At 64.8% G+C, this 14,075-nt stretch carries 10 protein-coding genes; 9 read left to right on the forward strand and 1 reads right to left on the reverse strand.

The genetic code is table 11. The annotated features are described in order from the left end of the window. Positions 1 to 7: 7 nt before the first annotated feature. Genes GA0070621_RS31020 through GA0070621_RS26340 form a run of 3 tightly spaced genes read left to right on the forward strand, consistent with a single transcriptional unit; the run spans position 8 to position 2,944 of the window. Entirely contained in the window at positions 8 to 1,381 is a 1,374-nt protein-coding gene (locus GA0070621_RS31020; protein WP_167667416.1) for an MDR/zinc-dependent alcohol dehydrogenase-like family protein, read from the forward strand. Continuing rightward, entirely contained in the window at positions 1,371 to 2,492 is a 1,122-nt protein-coding gene (locus GA0070621_RS26335; RefSeq protein WP_091200767.1) for a DegT/DnrJ/EryC1/StrS family aminotransferase, read from the forward strand. Before GA0070621_RS31020 ends, GA0070621_RS26335 begins: the two co-directional genes overlap by 11 nt. Then, positions 2,489 to 2,944, forward strand: coding sequence for an NUDIX hydrolase (locus tag GA0070621_RS26340; protein ID WP_091200769.1), 456 nt, complete (start codon positions 2,489 to 2,491; stop codon positions 2,942 to 2,944). Before GA0070621_RS26335 ends, GA0070621_RS26340 begins: the two co-directional genes overlap by 4 nt. Positions 2,945 to 3,068: 124 nt before the next feature. Here GA0070621_RS26340 and GA0070621_RS26345 read toward each other — a convergent pair whose 3' ends face one another. Continuing rightward, positions 3,069 to 4,250, reverse strand: coding sequence for a hypothetical protein (locus GA0070621_RS26345; protein ID WP_157740059.1), 1,182 nt, complete (start codon positions 4,248 to 4,250; stop codon positions 3,069 to 3,071). 307 nt (positions 4,251 to 4,557) lie between these two features. Between GA0070621_RS26345 and GA0070621_RS26350 the strand changes: the two genes are divergently transcribed. The 6 genes from GA0070621_RS26350 to GA0070621_RS26365 all read left to right on the forward strand — a co-directional run bounded on the left by GA0070621_RS26350 (position 4,558) and on the right by GA0070621_RS26365 (position 14,015). Continuing rightward, positions 4,558 to 6,303 carry a type I restriction-modification system subunit M gene (locus tag GA0070621_RS26350; RefSeq protein WP_091200773.1) on the forward strand — a complete coding sequence of 582 codons (1,746 nt, stop codon included), beginning with the start codon at positions 4,558 to 4,560 and terminating at the stop codon, positions 6,301 to 6,303. 151 nt (positions 6,304 to 6,454) lie between these two features. Continuing rightward, positions 6,455 to 7,573, forward strand: coding sequence for a restriction endonuclease subunit S domain-containing protein (locus GA0070621_RS26355; RefSeq protein WP_167667419.1), 1,119 nt, complete (start codon positions 6,455 to 6,457; stop codon positions 7,571 to 7,573). Further along, complete coding sequence (locus tag GA0070621_RS26360) at positions 7,573 to 10,710, forward strand: type I restriction endonuclease subunit R (protein WP_091200777.1); 3,138 nt, start codon at positions 7,573 to 7,575, stop codon at positions 10,708 to 10,710. Before GA0070621_RS26355 ends, GA0070621_RS26360 begins: the two co-directional genes overlap by 1 nt. A 468-nt stretch (positions 10,711 to 11,178) precedes the next feature. After that, a complete protein-coding gene (locus GA0070621_RS29665) occupies positions 11,179 to 11,397 on the forward strand; it encodes a hypothetical protein (protein ID WP_157740061.1) in 219 nt (72 codons plus the stop codon). A 69-nt stretch (positions 11,398 to 11,466) separates the two neighbouring features. Then, positions 11,467 to 12,063, forward strand: a complete 597-nt coding sequence (locus GA0070621_RS29670) for a restriction endonuclease subunit S (protein ID WP_157740062.1) — start codon at positions 11,467 to 11,469, stop codon at positions 12,061 to 12,063. A gap of 2 nt (positions 12,064 to 12,065) precedes the next feature. Next, entirely contained in the window at positions 12,066 to 14,015 is a 1,950-nt protein-coding gene (locus GA0070621_RS26365; protein WP_091200779.1) for an N-6 DNA methylase, read from the forward strand. Positions 14,016 to 14,075: the final 60 nt, after the last annotated feature.

A 14,075-nucleotide genomic window follows, 5' to 3' on the forward strand; every position in this document is an offset into this window, starting at 1 on the left:
GTCTGCCATGTCCACCCTAATGCCGACGCTCATCGCCACACCGCCCTCGCCGTCACCCCACCCGGCTCCGTCCGCCGCGACCTGCGTCCCCGGCCGCGACGGCATCCCGGACTCCATCATCGGGCATCTCATGTGCGGCTCCTGGGCCGACAACGCTCCCGCAACGATGGCGGTCTTCGTCCGCGCGCACTGGCCGCTGCTGCTTGCTGGCCTCGTCGCGCTCGCCGCCGTCCGCCTCGGGTGGGCGTGGTGGCGGCGGCGGGTGTGGCGGGCCCACACCCGCCGCGCCCGCTGGCTGGAGATCGTCCCGCCGGTGTCGGCCACCCCCGCCGCCACGGTCGGGCTGTGGCGGCTACTCGCCACCGCGCTACCGCCGTCGAGCCGGTGGTCGTGGCGCCCGCACCGCCTCGTCTGGGAGGTCCAAGCCGACCCGCAGGGCATGCGGTGCGGGCTGTGGCTGCCCCCGGGCGTGAACCCGACCGCCGTGCTGCGGCTGCTGCAACGCGCGTGGCCCGGTGCCCGCGCCGAACAGACTCGCCCACCGGTCGTCGCCCTGGGTTGCCCGGTCGCCGCCGTGGCGTTGCTGCCCACGCAGCCCGAGTGGCTGCCGGTGGTGGACGATGCCGCGCCGGTGCGGGGGCAGCGGTGGGAGGTCGGTGCGCCGCCGGAGGAGGACCGGTTGCGGGCCGTCTACGACGGGCTCGCCGCCGCCGGCCGCACCGGCGGCGGGCTACTACAGGTCCACGTCACAAGAGCCCCCGCCCGCCGCGTCGCCGGGCTGCGCCGGGCCACCACCCACCCCGAGCGTGCCCACCGCCCCCGCTCCGGCGCGTCGCGCGCCATCGGCCTGCTCGCCGACGGCCTCCGCGCGCTGATCATCGGCGTCCTCAACGTGGTCACCCCCGGCCCGAGAACCCGCAAGCACCAGGCCGGCAGGACGGATCCGTACCTGGCCGAGTTGGCGCGCCAAGCGCGCGCCAAGCTGACTGGCTCGGCCGGAGCCGACGTGGCCATCGAAGCATCTGGCTCCTACGCCGGATTGCATGAAGCCATCCGCTGCGTCCGCGTGGGCGCGACGGTCGCGACCGTCGCCTCCTACCACGGCGACCAAGGCGGCCTGCGCCTCGGCGAGGAGTACCACCGCAACCGCGTCACGCTGGTCTCGTCCATGACGGTTAACGGCTGCCCCCAGCGCACCCACCCAGCCTGGGACCTGTCGCGGCTCAGCGCCACCGCCCGGCACCTCGTGACCGAAGGGCACGTCCGGGTCGACGGACTCATCACCCACCGCATCCCGTTCACCGACGCGCAAGCCGCGTACGACCTCATCGGCCAGCGTCCCGAAGAGACGATCAAGGTGGTACTCACCTATGCCAACTGACATCGCCCACGACCTGGAAAACCCCGTCGATGACCGGTACTCGCCACCGCCTTGCGGCGAATTGGACGAGATCCGTGCGGTCCTGGACGACGGCCGGCTCTCTGGCGGTGCCCAAATCCTGCCCGTCTACGAGCGCACGCTCGCCCACCGCTTCGGTGCCGCACGGGCCATCGCCGTCAACTCCGGCACCTCCGTCCTCCACGCAGCGCTCATCGCCTTCGACGTCCGCCCCGGCACCGAAGTCCTCGTTCCCGCGACCGCGCCACTACCCACCGCTATGCCTATCCTCACCTGCGGCGCGACTCCCGTACCGGTGGACACCCTTCCGAACTCCCTCGCCCTGGACCCCACCGACGTCGACCGGAAACTCACCGCCCGCACCCGCGCCGCGATTACCCTGCCCCTGTGGGGCTACCCCAACGACGAACGCGCCATCACCGGCCTGCTCGCCGACGCGGGTGTGCCCACCATCGAAGACGCCGCCCAAGCCCACGGCACCCGCATCGCCAACCAACACGCCGGCACCCTCGGCCGCGTCGGATGCTTCTCCACCCATGACCGGAAACTGCTGTCAACCGGCGAAGGCGGCTTCATCCTCACCAACGACCAGGAACTCGCCGACCGCATCGACTACTACACCCACCTCGGCCACCTACGCGGCGGACACGGCGTCAACTACAAGCTCGCCGGACCCCTCGCCGCCATCGGCCTGCGCCGGCTCACCCACCTCGACGCGCAACTGACCCAGCGACGCCGCAACGCCGAACGCATCCTGGCCGCCCTCCCGCCGGGAGGGCCGCTGCGCGAACTGCCCTACGGCGTACAGGACAAGCCCAACTACTACAACCTCGTCCTCATCGCGACGGCCCGTCAGCCCGAGATCGCCGCCGCGTTCCACGCCGCGGGGCTCTCCCCGGACTCGATCCGGTGGCGCTATCAGCCCCTCTACCACCAGCCGCTGTTTCAGCCATACGCCACGGCCTGTCCCAACGCCGAGCACCTCGCCACGGCCACCATTCAACTGCCCGTTCACCCTCAACTCGCAGAGAAATCGGTAGCGTGGATCACCGACCAAACTGTCCGAATCGCCCAGGAAGAGACCGCCGCATGATCCGGCACTTCACCAGCTCAGCGATCGTCTTCAACACCTCCGGACAGGTCCTCCTCGTACACCACAACAAGATCGGACTGTGGCTCTACCCGGGCGGACACGTCGACCCGAACGAGGACCCCGCCGAAGCCGCCCTGCGCGAGGTCGTGGAAGAGACCGGTGTCGAGGCGGAGATTTTGGCACCCGAGCCTTTCCGCCACCCGTCCGTGCGCAGCATCCCCCCGCCCTTCGCGATCATCGAGATGGACATCGAGGACCGCAAGATTGGACCCCACCGCCATATCGACTTCGTCTACATCTGCCGCACCCACAACGACACCCTCAACGCCCAACTTGAGGAGGTCCGGAACGCGGCCTGGTTCGTTGCAGCAGAAGTCGCCAAGCTCGCCGTCCCAAAGGAACTGCCGTCCCTCATCGCGGAGGCCGCCCGGCGGATGCCGCAACCCGTGTGAACACAGGGCGTAAACGTGGGGACGCCCTGGATGCTCAACCGGGGCGTCTTCCCGTTGCCTAGCTGAGCGCCAGAGCGGTCCGCGGAATTACACAGCCACGATGGGCCACTTGACAAGCGCGCGTCTACTGGTCGCGGACCTCAAGCTCATATTGCACCGCCGCACCTGCCTCGATCTCCGGACGGTTGCGCCAGTCAAGCGCTACAAGGACCCGGCCCGCTGCGGACACTTCGAGGCCAAGATCCCTACTTCGGTACAAGCGGTTGCCTTCTGCAGTGTTAGTGATCCCTACTTCGCGGTCAGGACTGACAGCGACGAGCAACCGTGGTCTCGGCGCACCATCCATGGTGGGCACGTTCCGCCACTGTCCTCGCCAGCGGGGGCCCATCCCTGGAACTGATTGGCGGGGTGCCGTCTCCAGGAGCTGGGCTTCCCGGTCCTCCACCGTACGACTGATGATCCGCTGCTTTGCGGTCTGTTCCCGGGCCCTGCCCGGAGTGCTGGCCGCTGCGAAGTAGAGATCCTCATCTTCAAGGTGGTCTTCGGCGGCCCGCCCAGAACTTGGAGGGAAGGGAGCCTCGGTGCGGCTCACGGGCGCCGGCTCCGTGTTCTGCAATCTCTGCTCCAAACGGTGCACGACGGCCAGGTCGGTGGCGGGTGCAGAGGTGTCTTTGGTGAAGCGGAAGTAGTCGATGGTTGTGCGGTTTTCCTGCATCCAGGTCCATGCCATGGATACCGGGTCGCAGCCAGGCCGGCGGCTCCAACTGAGGAGCTGGTCCAGTCGGTTACGTTGGGCGGTGGCGGTTAGTACGTTCTGGGGCGGGGGCTTGCTCCGGCCGCGTGACTCGCCGGCTAGGACAGCACCCTGACCACCAAAGCGGAGGTCAGGACGGGTGCCGTTCGAGGGGTACACCCCCTGGAACTCTGGTGGGAGTGCGTCGAAGTGAGCGACCTCGCTCAGCTTGGGCTCGTCATCTCGTACTACCGCAGTGAGCGCGCCGAGGGCCAGCACCTCCGTGGCGAACCGCCGGATATGGGACGATGAGCCGTCGAACGCTCGGTGCCGACGCAGAGGGACGCCAGGCGGCGTATGGCCGAACAGCGACATGACGAGGGCCATCTCGCGTTGCACCAGCTCAGCCAACAGATGACCTCGGTAAGGCACCGCTAGCGCGTTGACCCGCAGAACGTCGGCGAGATTCAGCTCCATGGCCCCGCTGTCGACGATCTGAACATCGTTGGGTTCGATGGGGATGCCCGGCATTGGAGGGGACACGACGAACCTTCTGACCCTGACCTCGGCCATCCTCCGACCCCCTGCGCTGCGCTCTCAGGCGCCCCCGTACGTGCGTTTATCTGCTGGGCGGGGGTACCCTAGCCGGCCGCCGGCGTGGGCGTGTTCCCTCACGGATACAGCGTCGGTCTTCCGACAACTGCTGTAAGCACGGTCGCAGCCGCCGCCGGCCCTATGCCACGCCGGTGTCGTGATGCGCGATGATGTCCTTTGACTCACCGGCTGCTGAAGACCGTGCGCCGCCGCCTACTCGGACGGCACGCATGGGCTTGCGCTGGGCGTCCAGCTTTGCCGTCGAGTGATCCTCGTAAGGAGCCTTGTGAGCACGCTCGGTAGTTTCATCTGGTCGATCGCGGACCAGCTTCGGGGCCCCTACCGCCCCAACCAGTACGGCAACGTGATCCTCCCGCTCACAATCCTGCGACGACTCGACTACATCCTTGAGCCCGACCGGGACACGGTCCGCGCGCTGGCCGCGAAGTACGACAACCCCAATCGGCTCAAGATCGAGGTCAAGAAGGCGACCGGCAGGCCGTTCTACAACACCTCGAACTACTCCTTCGCCAACCTACTGGCCGACGCCGATGGACTTGCAGACAACCTGGCCGACTACATCGACCGGTTCTCGCCCGATGTCGACGTTTTCCAGTACTTCGACTTCAAGAAGGAGATCCTGGCCCTGGAGAAGGCGGGGCTCCTACGCCAGGTCGTCACGTCCTTCAGGGCCGTCGACCTGCATCCGGAGGTCGTCTCCAACGCCGACATGGGCGATGCGTTCGAGTACATCATCCGCAAGTTCAACGAGGCCGCAAACGAGACCTCCGGCGACCACTACACCCCACGGGACGCGATCCGGCTGCTGGTCGACCTGCTCTTCGCCGAGAAGGACGCCGACCTGACCGAGGCAGACATCGTCCGCTCGCTGTACGACCCCACCGCAGGCACTGGCGGCATGCTCGCCCTGGCCGAGGAACACCTGCTCGCACAAAACCCTGGCGCGAAGCTGCGCCTGTACGGCCAGGAGTACAACCCGCAGTCGTACGCGATCTGCAAGTCCGACCTGCTGGCCAAGGGCCACGACGCAACCAACATCGCCTTCGGCAACACCCTCATCGACGATGCGTTCAAGGGCCGCCAGTTCGACTTCTGCATGTCCAACCCGCCCTACGGCGTCGACTGGAAGCAGTACGCCAAGGCGATCACCAAAGAGCGCGACGAAGCCGGTCCCTACGGCCGGTTCGCTCCCGGCCTGCCATCGACCTCGGACGGGCAGATGCTCTTCCTGCTCCACCTGGTTCACAAGATGCGGGCGCCGGAGCACGGCGGGGGCCGAGCCGGGATCGTGATGAACGGCTCGCCGTTCTTCAACGGCGCCGCCGAGTCCGGCCCCTCCAACATCCGCAGATGGCTGCTGGAGAACGACCTGGTCGATGCCATCGTCGCGCTGCCAACCAACATGTTCTTCAACACCGGGATCGCCACCTACATCTGGATCCTCGACAACACCAAGCATCCCGACCGCAAGGGCCTGGTCCAGCTCATCGATGGCACGTCGTTCTGGACCAAGATGCGCAAGAACCTCGGCTCCAAGGGCCGCGAGATCAGCGACGCCGATCGCGCCAGGGTTGTGGAGTTGTACGCCGAATTCACCGACGCCGACCCGTACTACTCCAAGGTGCTGCGCACGGACGAGTTCGGCTACTGGACCATCACCGTCGAACGCCCCCTACTCGACGAGTCCGGCAACCCCGCCGTCGACCGCAAGGGCAAGCCCAAGCCGGACACGAAGAAGCGCGACACCGAGAACGTTCCGTTTACCTACGGCGGCTCGACCGCTGGTGCGGCTGGCAAGATCGAGGTCATTCAGGCCTACTTCGACGCCGAGGTGAAGCCGCATGAACCGGACTCATGGATCGACTGGGCCAAGACCAAAACCGGCTACGAGATCCCCTTCACCCGCCACTTCTACAAGTACGTCCCACCCCGCCCTCTCGCCGAGATCGACGCAGACTTGGAGAAGCAGGTCGCGAAGATCCTGGACCTCTTGCGGGAGGTCGAGGGATGACCCGGTTCGGCGCAGCAGTGCAGAAGATCGACGAGCGGATCCCTGGGGTGGATCTTCCGCTCATGTCTGTGTCGCAGACCAAGGGTGTGGTGCGACGCAGCGAGCTGACAGACGCACCTCAACGTGCAGAGTCACTCGACGCCTACAAGGTGTGCCGCGCAAAGGGGACGTCGTCTTCAACAAGATGAAGATCCGTTCTGGCGCAATGGGTGTCGCCCATGAGGATGGACTGGTTACCTATCACTACGAAGTGTTGCGTCCTCGGGAGGGCATGAATCCGCGCTACATCGTCCATCTTATGAAGTCTTCGTGGTTCACCAGCGAGCTCATCGCACGTGAGCGTGGGATCTCAGCCGGAGGTGAGCACGGCGGCATTCGCACGACCGAAGTCCCATTTACCGTCCTTCGGACGATCGACGTGCTCCTTCCAGAGATCCACGAGCAGCGCGCCATCGCTGATTACCTCGACCGCGAGACCGCCCGCATCGACACGCTCATCGAGGAGCAGCAACAACTGGTCAAGATGCTCCATATGCGCCGCCGCGCGGTCGTTGACGCGGCTCTCTCGCAGGGTCTGGACTCGGAGGCTGGGCTCTCCGAGACAGGCAACCCATGGATCCCGGAGCTTCCCTGTGGCTGGAAGGCCGTTCGCGCGAAGCGAGTGCTGGTGTTCGGCCCTGCGAATGGCGTTTCCCCCCTGGCTGGCGATTCTGATGACCTGAAGTCGCTGTCCTTGGGTGCGATCAGGGATGGTCGGGTCAGCATGGCGCCCGAGGTGACCAAGTTTGTCGACCGCTCAAGCCTCGCGAGCACGGAGGCACTCAGGCTTCACCCTGGCGATATCCTGCTCGTTCGGGGCAACGGGAACGTGGATCTCGTGGCGCGCGCGGGCCTCGTCGGTCCCGAGTTCGCCGCCGAGGAATACATCTATCCTGACTTGCTCATCCGCATCCGCGTGAGCTCGTCCATGCTGTCCGAGTTCTTCGTGTGGGCATGCAACGCGAGCGCAACGCGCGCGCAGGTCCAGGCCCAGGCTCGAACGGCAGTCGGCACCTTCAAGGTGTCAGGTGGAGACGTTCGCTCGCTGGTTCTACCGCTGCCTCCGATGCACGAGCAGCGAGCCATTGTGGCGCACCTCGATGAGCAGACGTCGAAGATCGACAGCCTCATCACGGAGTCGGAGCGGTTCATCGACCTCGCCCGCGAACGGCGCTCAGCACTGATCACGGCGACGGTGACGGGGCAGATCGACGTACGGGAGCTGGTGTGATGGCCGATCACAACGAGGTCGTCTTCGAGTCCGAGATCTGCGCATACCTGGAGTGCCATGGGTGGCTCTACTCGGCAAACGACGCCGGCTACGACCGGGAGCGGGCGATCTTCCCCGAGGACCTGTTTGCCTGGCTGGAGAAGACCCAGAAGCCGGCGTACGCGAAGGCGTTAAAGGCTGCCGGGTCGGAGGCGAAGGTTCTCGATGTGCTGGCCACGGCGCTCGACAAGCCTCTTGAACATGGTGGCGGGACGCTGAACATCCTCCGCAGTGGGGTGCACTACATCGGTGGTGGTCGGTTGAAGATGGCGCAGTTCCGCCCCGAGACCAGCTTGAACGCGACCACCAACGAGCAGTACGCGGCGATGCGGGTTCGGGTGATGCGGCAGGTGCACTTCTCCACCGCCGACCGGCGCAGCATCGACCTGGTCTTCTTCGTCAACGGGCTCCCGGTGGCCACCGTCGAGCTGAAGACCGACTTCACCCAGTCTCTCGATGAGGCGATCAACCAGTACCGCAAGAACCGGAACCCGCTGACCAACGGGCGGCCGGAGCCGCTGCTGTCGTTCGGGCATCGGGCGCTGGTCCATTTCGCGGTCTCCAACGACCTTGCCGCGATGACCACCAAGTTGGAGGGCGAGAAGACGCACTTCCGGCCGTTCAACATGGGGCACGACAGTGGCGCGGGGAATCCGCCGGGTGAGGGCGGACGGTCGGCGACGGCTTACCTGTGGGAGCGGGTCTGGGAGAAGGACGCCTGGCTCACCATCATCGGCCGGCTGATGATCGTGGAGACCAAGGAGGAGTGGGATGTCGCGACCGGGACGTCGGTGCGGCGGACGAGCCTGCTCTTCCCGCGGTTCCACCAGTGGGAGGCCGTGACGAACCTCGTGGCAGCGGTGCGCGAGGAGGGGGTGGGGCATCGCTACCTGATCGAGCACTCGGCAGGTTCGGGGAAGACGAACACCATCGCCTGGACCGCGCACCGGCTGGCGCGGCTGCATGTAAACGACGAGAAGGTCTTCGACTCGGTAATCGTGGTCGTGGACCGCAACGTGCTCGACGGGCAGCTTCAGGAGGCGATCCGGCAGATCGACGGGTCGGGGAAGATCGTGGCCACGATCAGCCCGGAGGACGTCCGCAAAGCGGGGGCGAAGTCGAAATCCGGGCTGCTGGCCACTGCGTTGAAGAACGGGGAGCTGATCATCGCGGTGACGGTGCAGACCTTCCCGTTCGCGCTCGACGAGATCCGGGTCGACTCGTCGCTGAAGGGGCGGCGGTTCGCGGTGATCGCCGACGAGGCGCACTCGTCGCAGTCCGGGCAGATCTCCCGCAAGCTGCGAGCCGTGCTGACCGCGGAGGAGATCAAGGAGATTGAGGAGAGCGGTGAGGTCGACGTGGAGGCGATCCTGGCCTCGGAGATGACCGAGCGGGCCGAGTCGGAGAACATCTCCTACTTCGCGTTCACGGCGACCCCGAAGAACAAGACCCTGGATCTGTTCGGCCGCAAGGGGCCTGACGGGAAGCCGGTCGAGTTTCACCTCTACTCGATGCGGCAGGCGATCGAGGAGGGCTACATCCTCGACGTGCTCAGGGGCTACCAGTCCTACGACACCGCGTTGAAGATCGCAGGCCGGGCCGAGAGCGGCGACGGCGGCGAGGTGGTGGAGGAGGCTGCAGCGCGTAAAGGGCTGATGCGGTGGGTGAAGCTGCACCCGACCAACATCAGCCAGAAAGTACAGATCATCGTCGAGCACTTCCATACCAACGTCGCCCACTTGCTGGAGGGCAAGGCGAAGGCGATGGTCGTGACCGACTCGCGCAAGGCCGCAGTGAAGTACAAGAAGGCGATCGACGCCTACATCGCCAAGCGGGCCGCCAAGGACGCCTCGTACACCTACCGAACCCTGGTCGCCTTCTCCAACTCGGTGAACATGGCCGAGGACGAGGAGTGGGCCTCTGACTGGGGGCCGCAGCCGAGCAAAGACGACGAGTTCACCGAAGCCAAGCTGAACCCCGGCGCCGGCGCGGACCTGGCCGCCGCCTTCAAGGGCACGACGTACAAGATCATGCTGGTCGCCAACAAGTACCAAACGGGCTTCGACCAGCCGCTACTCTCGGCCATGTACGTCGACAAGAAGCTCTCCGGGGTCACCGCCGTGCAGACGCTGTCCCGGCTCAACCGCACCCACCGCACCGCAGGCGGGGAGCAGAAACGCAAGACGTTCGTCATCGACTTCGTGAACAAGCCTGAAGACATCCGGGCTGCATTCGAGCCGTACTTCACCAACGCCACCCTGGAGACCGAGACCGACCCGTACATCGTCGTTCACCTGGCCAACAAGCTTGCCCAGGCCGGGATCTACACGCCAGAGCAGGTGCGCGAGGTCGCCGAACTGTGGGTCACCCGCAAGGGCAACAACGCGCTTTCGGCGGCGATGAGCCCGGCCAAGAACGACTTCGCCCGCCGCTATGCGGCGGCGATCGAGGCCGACGACAAGGTCACCCTCAACACCCTCGACCTGTTCCGCAAGGACGTCTCCACCTACGTCCGGCTCTACGACTTCATGAGCCAGATCGTCAACTACGGCGACCCGTACATGGAGTCGCTGTCGATCTTCCTGCGGCTCCTGGAGAAGGTCATCGCAGATGCCTCCTGGGCTGCGGAGGTCGACCTTTCCGACGTGGCCCTGGTCGGGGTCAAGCACACCAAGGCGACCGCGGTCGACATCTCGCTGACCGGTGAGGGCCAGCTCAAGGGCATCGGCGCTGCGGGCACCGGCACCCGGAAGGAGCCGAAGTACGTCGCACTCCAGGTCGTCATCGACAAGATGAACGACCTGTTCGGGGCCGAGTCGTTCTCCGCGTCCCAGGTCCGTGAGTTCGTGCAGGGACTCGTGCAACGGCTGCTCGCCTACCCGGGCCTGGTCAACCAGGCCAAAGCGAACTCGAAGAGGCAGTTCATGGAGTCGCAGGACTTCCAAGCGGCCGTCACCGAGGCGGTCGTCGACAACCAGGAGGCCCACAACACCATGGCCGACTACTTCTTCAGCGACGGCCCTGGCATCAACGCCGTCATCATGGCGCTCGCGGACGCCTTCTACGAGGCAGCGATCGATCAGCGCATCGAGGGATAAGTCACCGGCGACTTAGACAGGCAGCACTGCGGCGGCATGCGCGGCCAAGGCAGCGACGTCGAGCCAACCGCCATCTCGGGCCGGCCGGGTCGAGCTCAAGCTCCAACCAGTTCCACCCCAACTGCCGGTCTCCCGGGATGTCGTGCTCGATCTCAGGGCGTTCGGCAAGGGTTTCGGCTGCGGTAGGTAGGCATCAACACGGCCGACCGGCAAGTTGCCGTCGACCGGCGCGGCACTCCGCTGCGCCCCTTGGCCAGACAGGGACGGTAGCCGGACGAGCTGTGGGCGAACTTTCGTCACGGTACGGACCCTCACGGCACCCTCGGGGCGTGCGAAGCGTGCTTCGCACGCCGTTCGTGCTATGGTGTCTGTATTGATGAGCACCGCACCGCCCCGTGGAGATTGGCGTCCGCGCGGGGCGGTGCGGTCTAACCCGCTTCGCCCAAGGCGAGCAGGAAGAAGGCAGACATGCCGATCGCCCGCTTCAACAGCTCAGGGTACCCGCCTCGAGGCAGCCGACGCGCGGCCTGGGGCGGCGTGGTCGTCGTCGTGGTTGTGGTGCTCGTGCTTGGCTTCGCCGCCGGGTATGGCGAGGCGGTGATGGGAGCGCTTGCCACTGCGGTGGTGAGCGCGGCGGTGACCGAAATCATCAAGGTCAGGATCGGGTCTATGCCGCGCAACGCGTGACCAATCGCAGGGGCGTGGCATGACTGCTACGCCCCTGCGCCGTACCGGCTAGAAGGGGTAGGTGTCCTGGTGTCTAAGGCTGAACGCGTCCTGCTCGGCGACCTGGCGGAGGTCACGCCTGGTCCGTCGGGCTCTTTGCTAGACCAGTTGGGGAATGAGCTCGACGGTGTGCCCGTGGTAACTCCCTCGGACATCGACGACAGACACCAAGTAGATGCCCGCAAGATTCGCAGGTTGCCGCACAACCAGGCGGCGCGGCTGGGGCGGTTCACCCTTCGGCAGGGCGACATCGTGCTTGTCCGTCAGGGATCACTTGGTAAGCTGGCATTGATAGACGGTCACTTTGGCGGATGGCTATATAACTCGTCCTGCGCGCGAGTGCGTAGTCGCGATCCTGCGGTATTGCCCGAATACCTGTGTCTGCACCTTTCCTCTCCCGCGGCGCAGGAGGAGATGTTCAGGCGCGCGCTTCCAGGAACTGTTCAGTCGCTCAACGCCAAGATCTTGGGTGGTCTTCCGATCATGGTCCCCTCGCTGGATCGACAGCACGATGTTATAGCGGCAGTCGCTGATATCGATGAACTAACGCTCGTGCACCGTGAGACGGCCCGACGTCTCGATGCCGTCAGGCGGGCGCTGCTCGCCGATGTATTTAGCGAGGGGTAGCAATGAGAAATCTGGACCTCACGCGAAGACTCTTCGGGGCCGTCGACGTTCTTCGAGGCGTGATGGATGTCGCGACTGGTGTGCGTGTCGTCTCGGCCGTGCTCGTGCTTAAATGGGCATCCGAACATACTGATGCGCTGACAGTGCCAGACGTATCGCGCTGGGGTCGGTTAACAGCCTCTGCGGAAAACTCGCTGGCCGATGCACTAGACCAAGCTATGACTGCGTTAGCGGTTAGCAATCCCGACTTTTTTGGCGACTTCTTCCATCATATTGTGCGTGACAAGCGAATCGGTGACCTCGAAGCCCGTAGCTTGATCGCTATCATCGACGAAATTCCAGTGGGCGGGGGTGGTCACGAGTCTGCTGACGTAGCGGGCCCGTTGTACGAGCAGATGCTTGCCAGGCTGGCGGATGACAACCGGCACAGTGAATTCGCTACGCCGTATTCCGTAATCCAACTAATGATTTCACTGGCAAATCCGCAGGTTGGCAATTCGGTCTACGACCCGTGCGCTGGGACGGGGGGCCTGCTCGCCGCCGCCGAGGCATTCGTCGCAGATCGCACGGGACAGCATAACGCGTTGCGCATCTTCGGGCAGGAGGTGAACGTAGAGACTAGTCAGGTTGCCCGGCTTAACTTAACGCTGCATGGCCTGTCGGACGTATCTCTTCTGGTCGGCAACGTGTTGACGAATCCAGGGCACCTTAGTGATTCTGAACGCTTGGAAAAATTTGACCGAGTGGTAACTCATCCTCCCTTCGGCATGCGATACGTCCCGGAAAAGCTCGCGTTTCCGGAGCAAACTCGGTACGGCCACAGTCGGTCAGCAGACCTGATGTTCGTCCAACACGTTCTGGCTTCCCTGGCGACCGACGGTACAGGTGTCATCGTTGTGCCGAACGGCGCGCTATTCCGTGGCGGAGCTGAGGGGCGCATCCGTCGTGCAATGGTTCAGGACGGTGTGATCGCCGCCGTTATTTCGATCGGACGTAATGTATTCCCTGGGACGTCCATCCCGGCCAGCCTGCTCGTCGTGAACAGTGGCGGTACGACTCGCGCTAACAAGCCAGACGTGTTTTTTATCAACGCCGAACATGAGGTCGACTCCACGCGGTCGCGGAGCCACCTGGCACCTCGTCACGTGGAGAAGATCGCGACCGCTTTTAGTGAGCGCCGGGAGATCCCCGGTTTCTCTCGATGGGTGTCAGTTGAGGAAATAGCCACTAAGGAATTCAGTCTAAATATTGGCGATTACGTCTCACCGATAGCTCCGCCGCGCGCCAAACTAAGCATCAACGGACTGCTCGCGGGCGAGGTTCCGATCGAAGAGGTCGAAGCGCAGGTCGACCGGCTCAACGCGTTCGGCATCGAACTGAATGAGCTTTTCGTGCCAGGGCGGCCCGGCTACCTAGAGCTCGCCCTGGACGGGTATGACGTTATCGCCGAGACGATCTCAGCATTGGCTGCACCGAGGTCGACCGAATTCGTAACAGCCGCCGAAGGATGGTTCCACAAGTTCCAGCAGGAGCTGATTCTGCTCGCCGACCGACCTGTCGCAGCTGTACGTGAACACTTCGCTGGTCAGTTCAACCAGGCGCTAGGGCATACCTCGAGAATTTTGAACGATGAACACCTGGCCGGCCTCTTCGTAGATTGGTGGGCAGCTAACCAAGAAGGCCTTAACCAGCTGCGTAGGCCCGACGGTGGGCCTGGGGCGCTCACGCCGGGCACGCGCGCAGCCGTCTTTGACAGGATCAGGGAAGACCTCTCGGCGCGAGCCCGAAAGCTCTTAGCTCAGCAGCAAGGCCAGCTGGTCGACGTGTATCGGGCGTGGAGCGACCAATACATGACATCGCTAGCGGAGCTAGCGCACCGACAAACAAAGGCATCCAACCGCTTGGCCGAGCGTCTGCACGACCTGGGTTACGAGTGGCCCCGCGGTGGATGACCAATGCCCGCGGTCATTCACCGCGCGTCCACCGAGCAACCAGCGGCTCAAGAGGCGAGC

It is taken from the genome of Micromonospora narathiwatensis, from assembly GCF_900089605.1.
Lineage (GTDB): Bacteria > Actinomycetota > Actinomycetes > Mycobacteriales > Micromonosporaceae > Micromonospora > Micromonospora narathiwatensis.

What these genes read in the sequence shown, in the direction of transcription:
- GA0070621_RS26360 (WP_091200777.1), top strand. Translation starts at nt 7,573, where the DNA reads ATGGCCGATCACAACGAGGTCGTCTTCGAGTCCGAGATCTGCGCATAC.
- GA0070621_RS26365 (WP_091200779.1), top strand. Translation starts at nt 12,066, where the DNA reads ATGAGAAATCTGGACCTCACGCGAAGACTCTTCGGGGCCGTCGACGTT.
- GA0070621_RS26345 (WP_157740059.1), bottom strand. Translation starts at nt 4,250, where the DNA reads ATGGCCGAGGTCAGGGTCAGAAGGTTCGTCGTGTCCCCTCCAATGCCG.
- GA0070621_RS29665 (WP_157740061.1), top strand. Translation starts at nt 11,179, where the DNA reads ATGCCGATCGCCCGCTTCAACAGCTCAGGGTACCCGCCTCGAGGCAGC.
- GA0070621_RS31020 (WP_167667416.1), top strand. Translation starts at nt 8, where the DNA reads ATGTCCACCCTAATGCCGACGCTCATCGCCACACCGCCCTCGCCGTCA.
- GA0070621_RS26340 (WP_091200769.1), top strand. Translation starts at nt 2,489, where the DNA reads ATGATCCGGCACTTCACCAGCTCAGCGATCGTCTTCAACACCTCCGGA.
- GA0070621_RS26335 (WP_091200767.1), top strand. Translation starts at nt 1,371, where the DNA reads ATGCCAACTGACATCGCCCACGACCTGGAAAACCCCGTCGATGACCGG.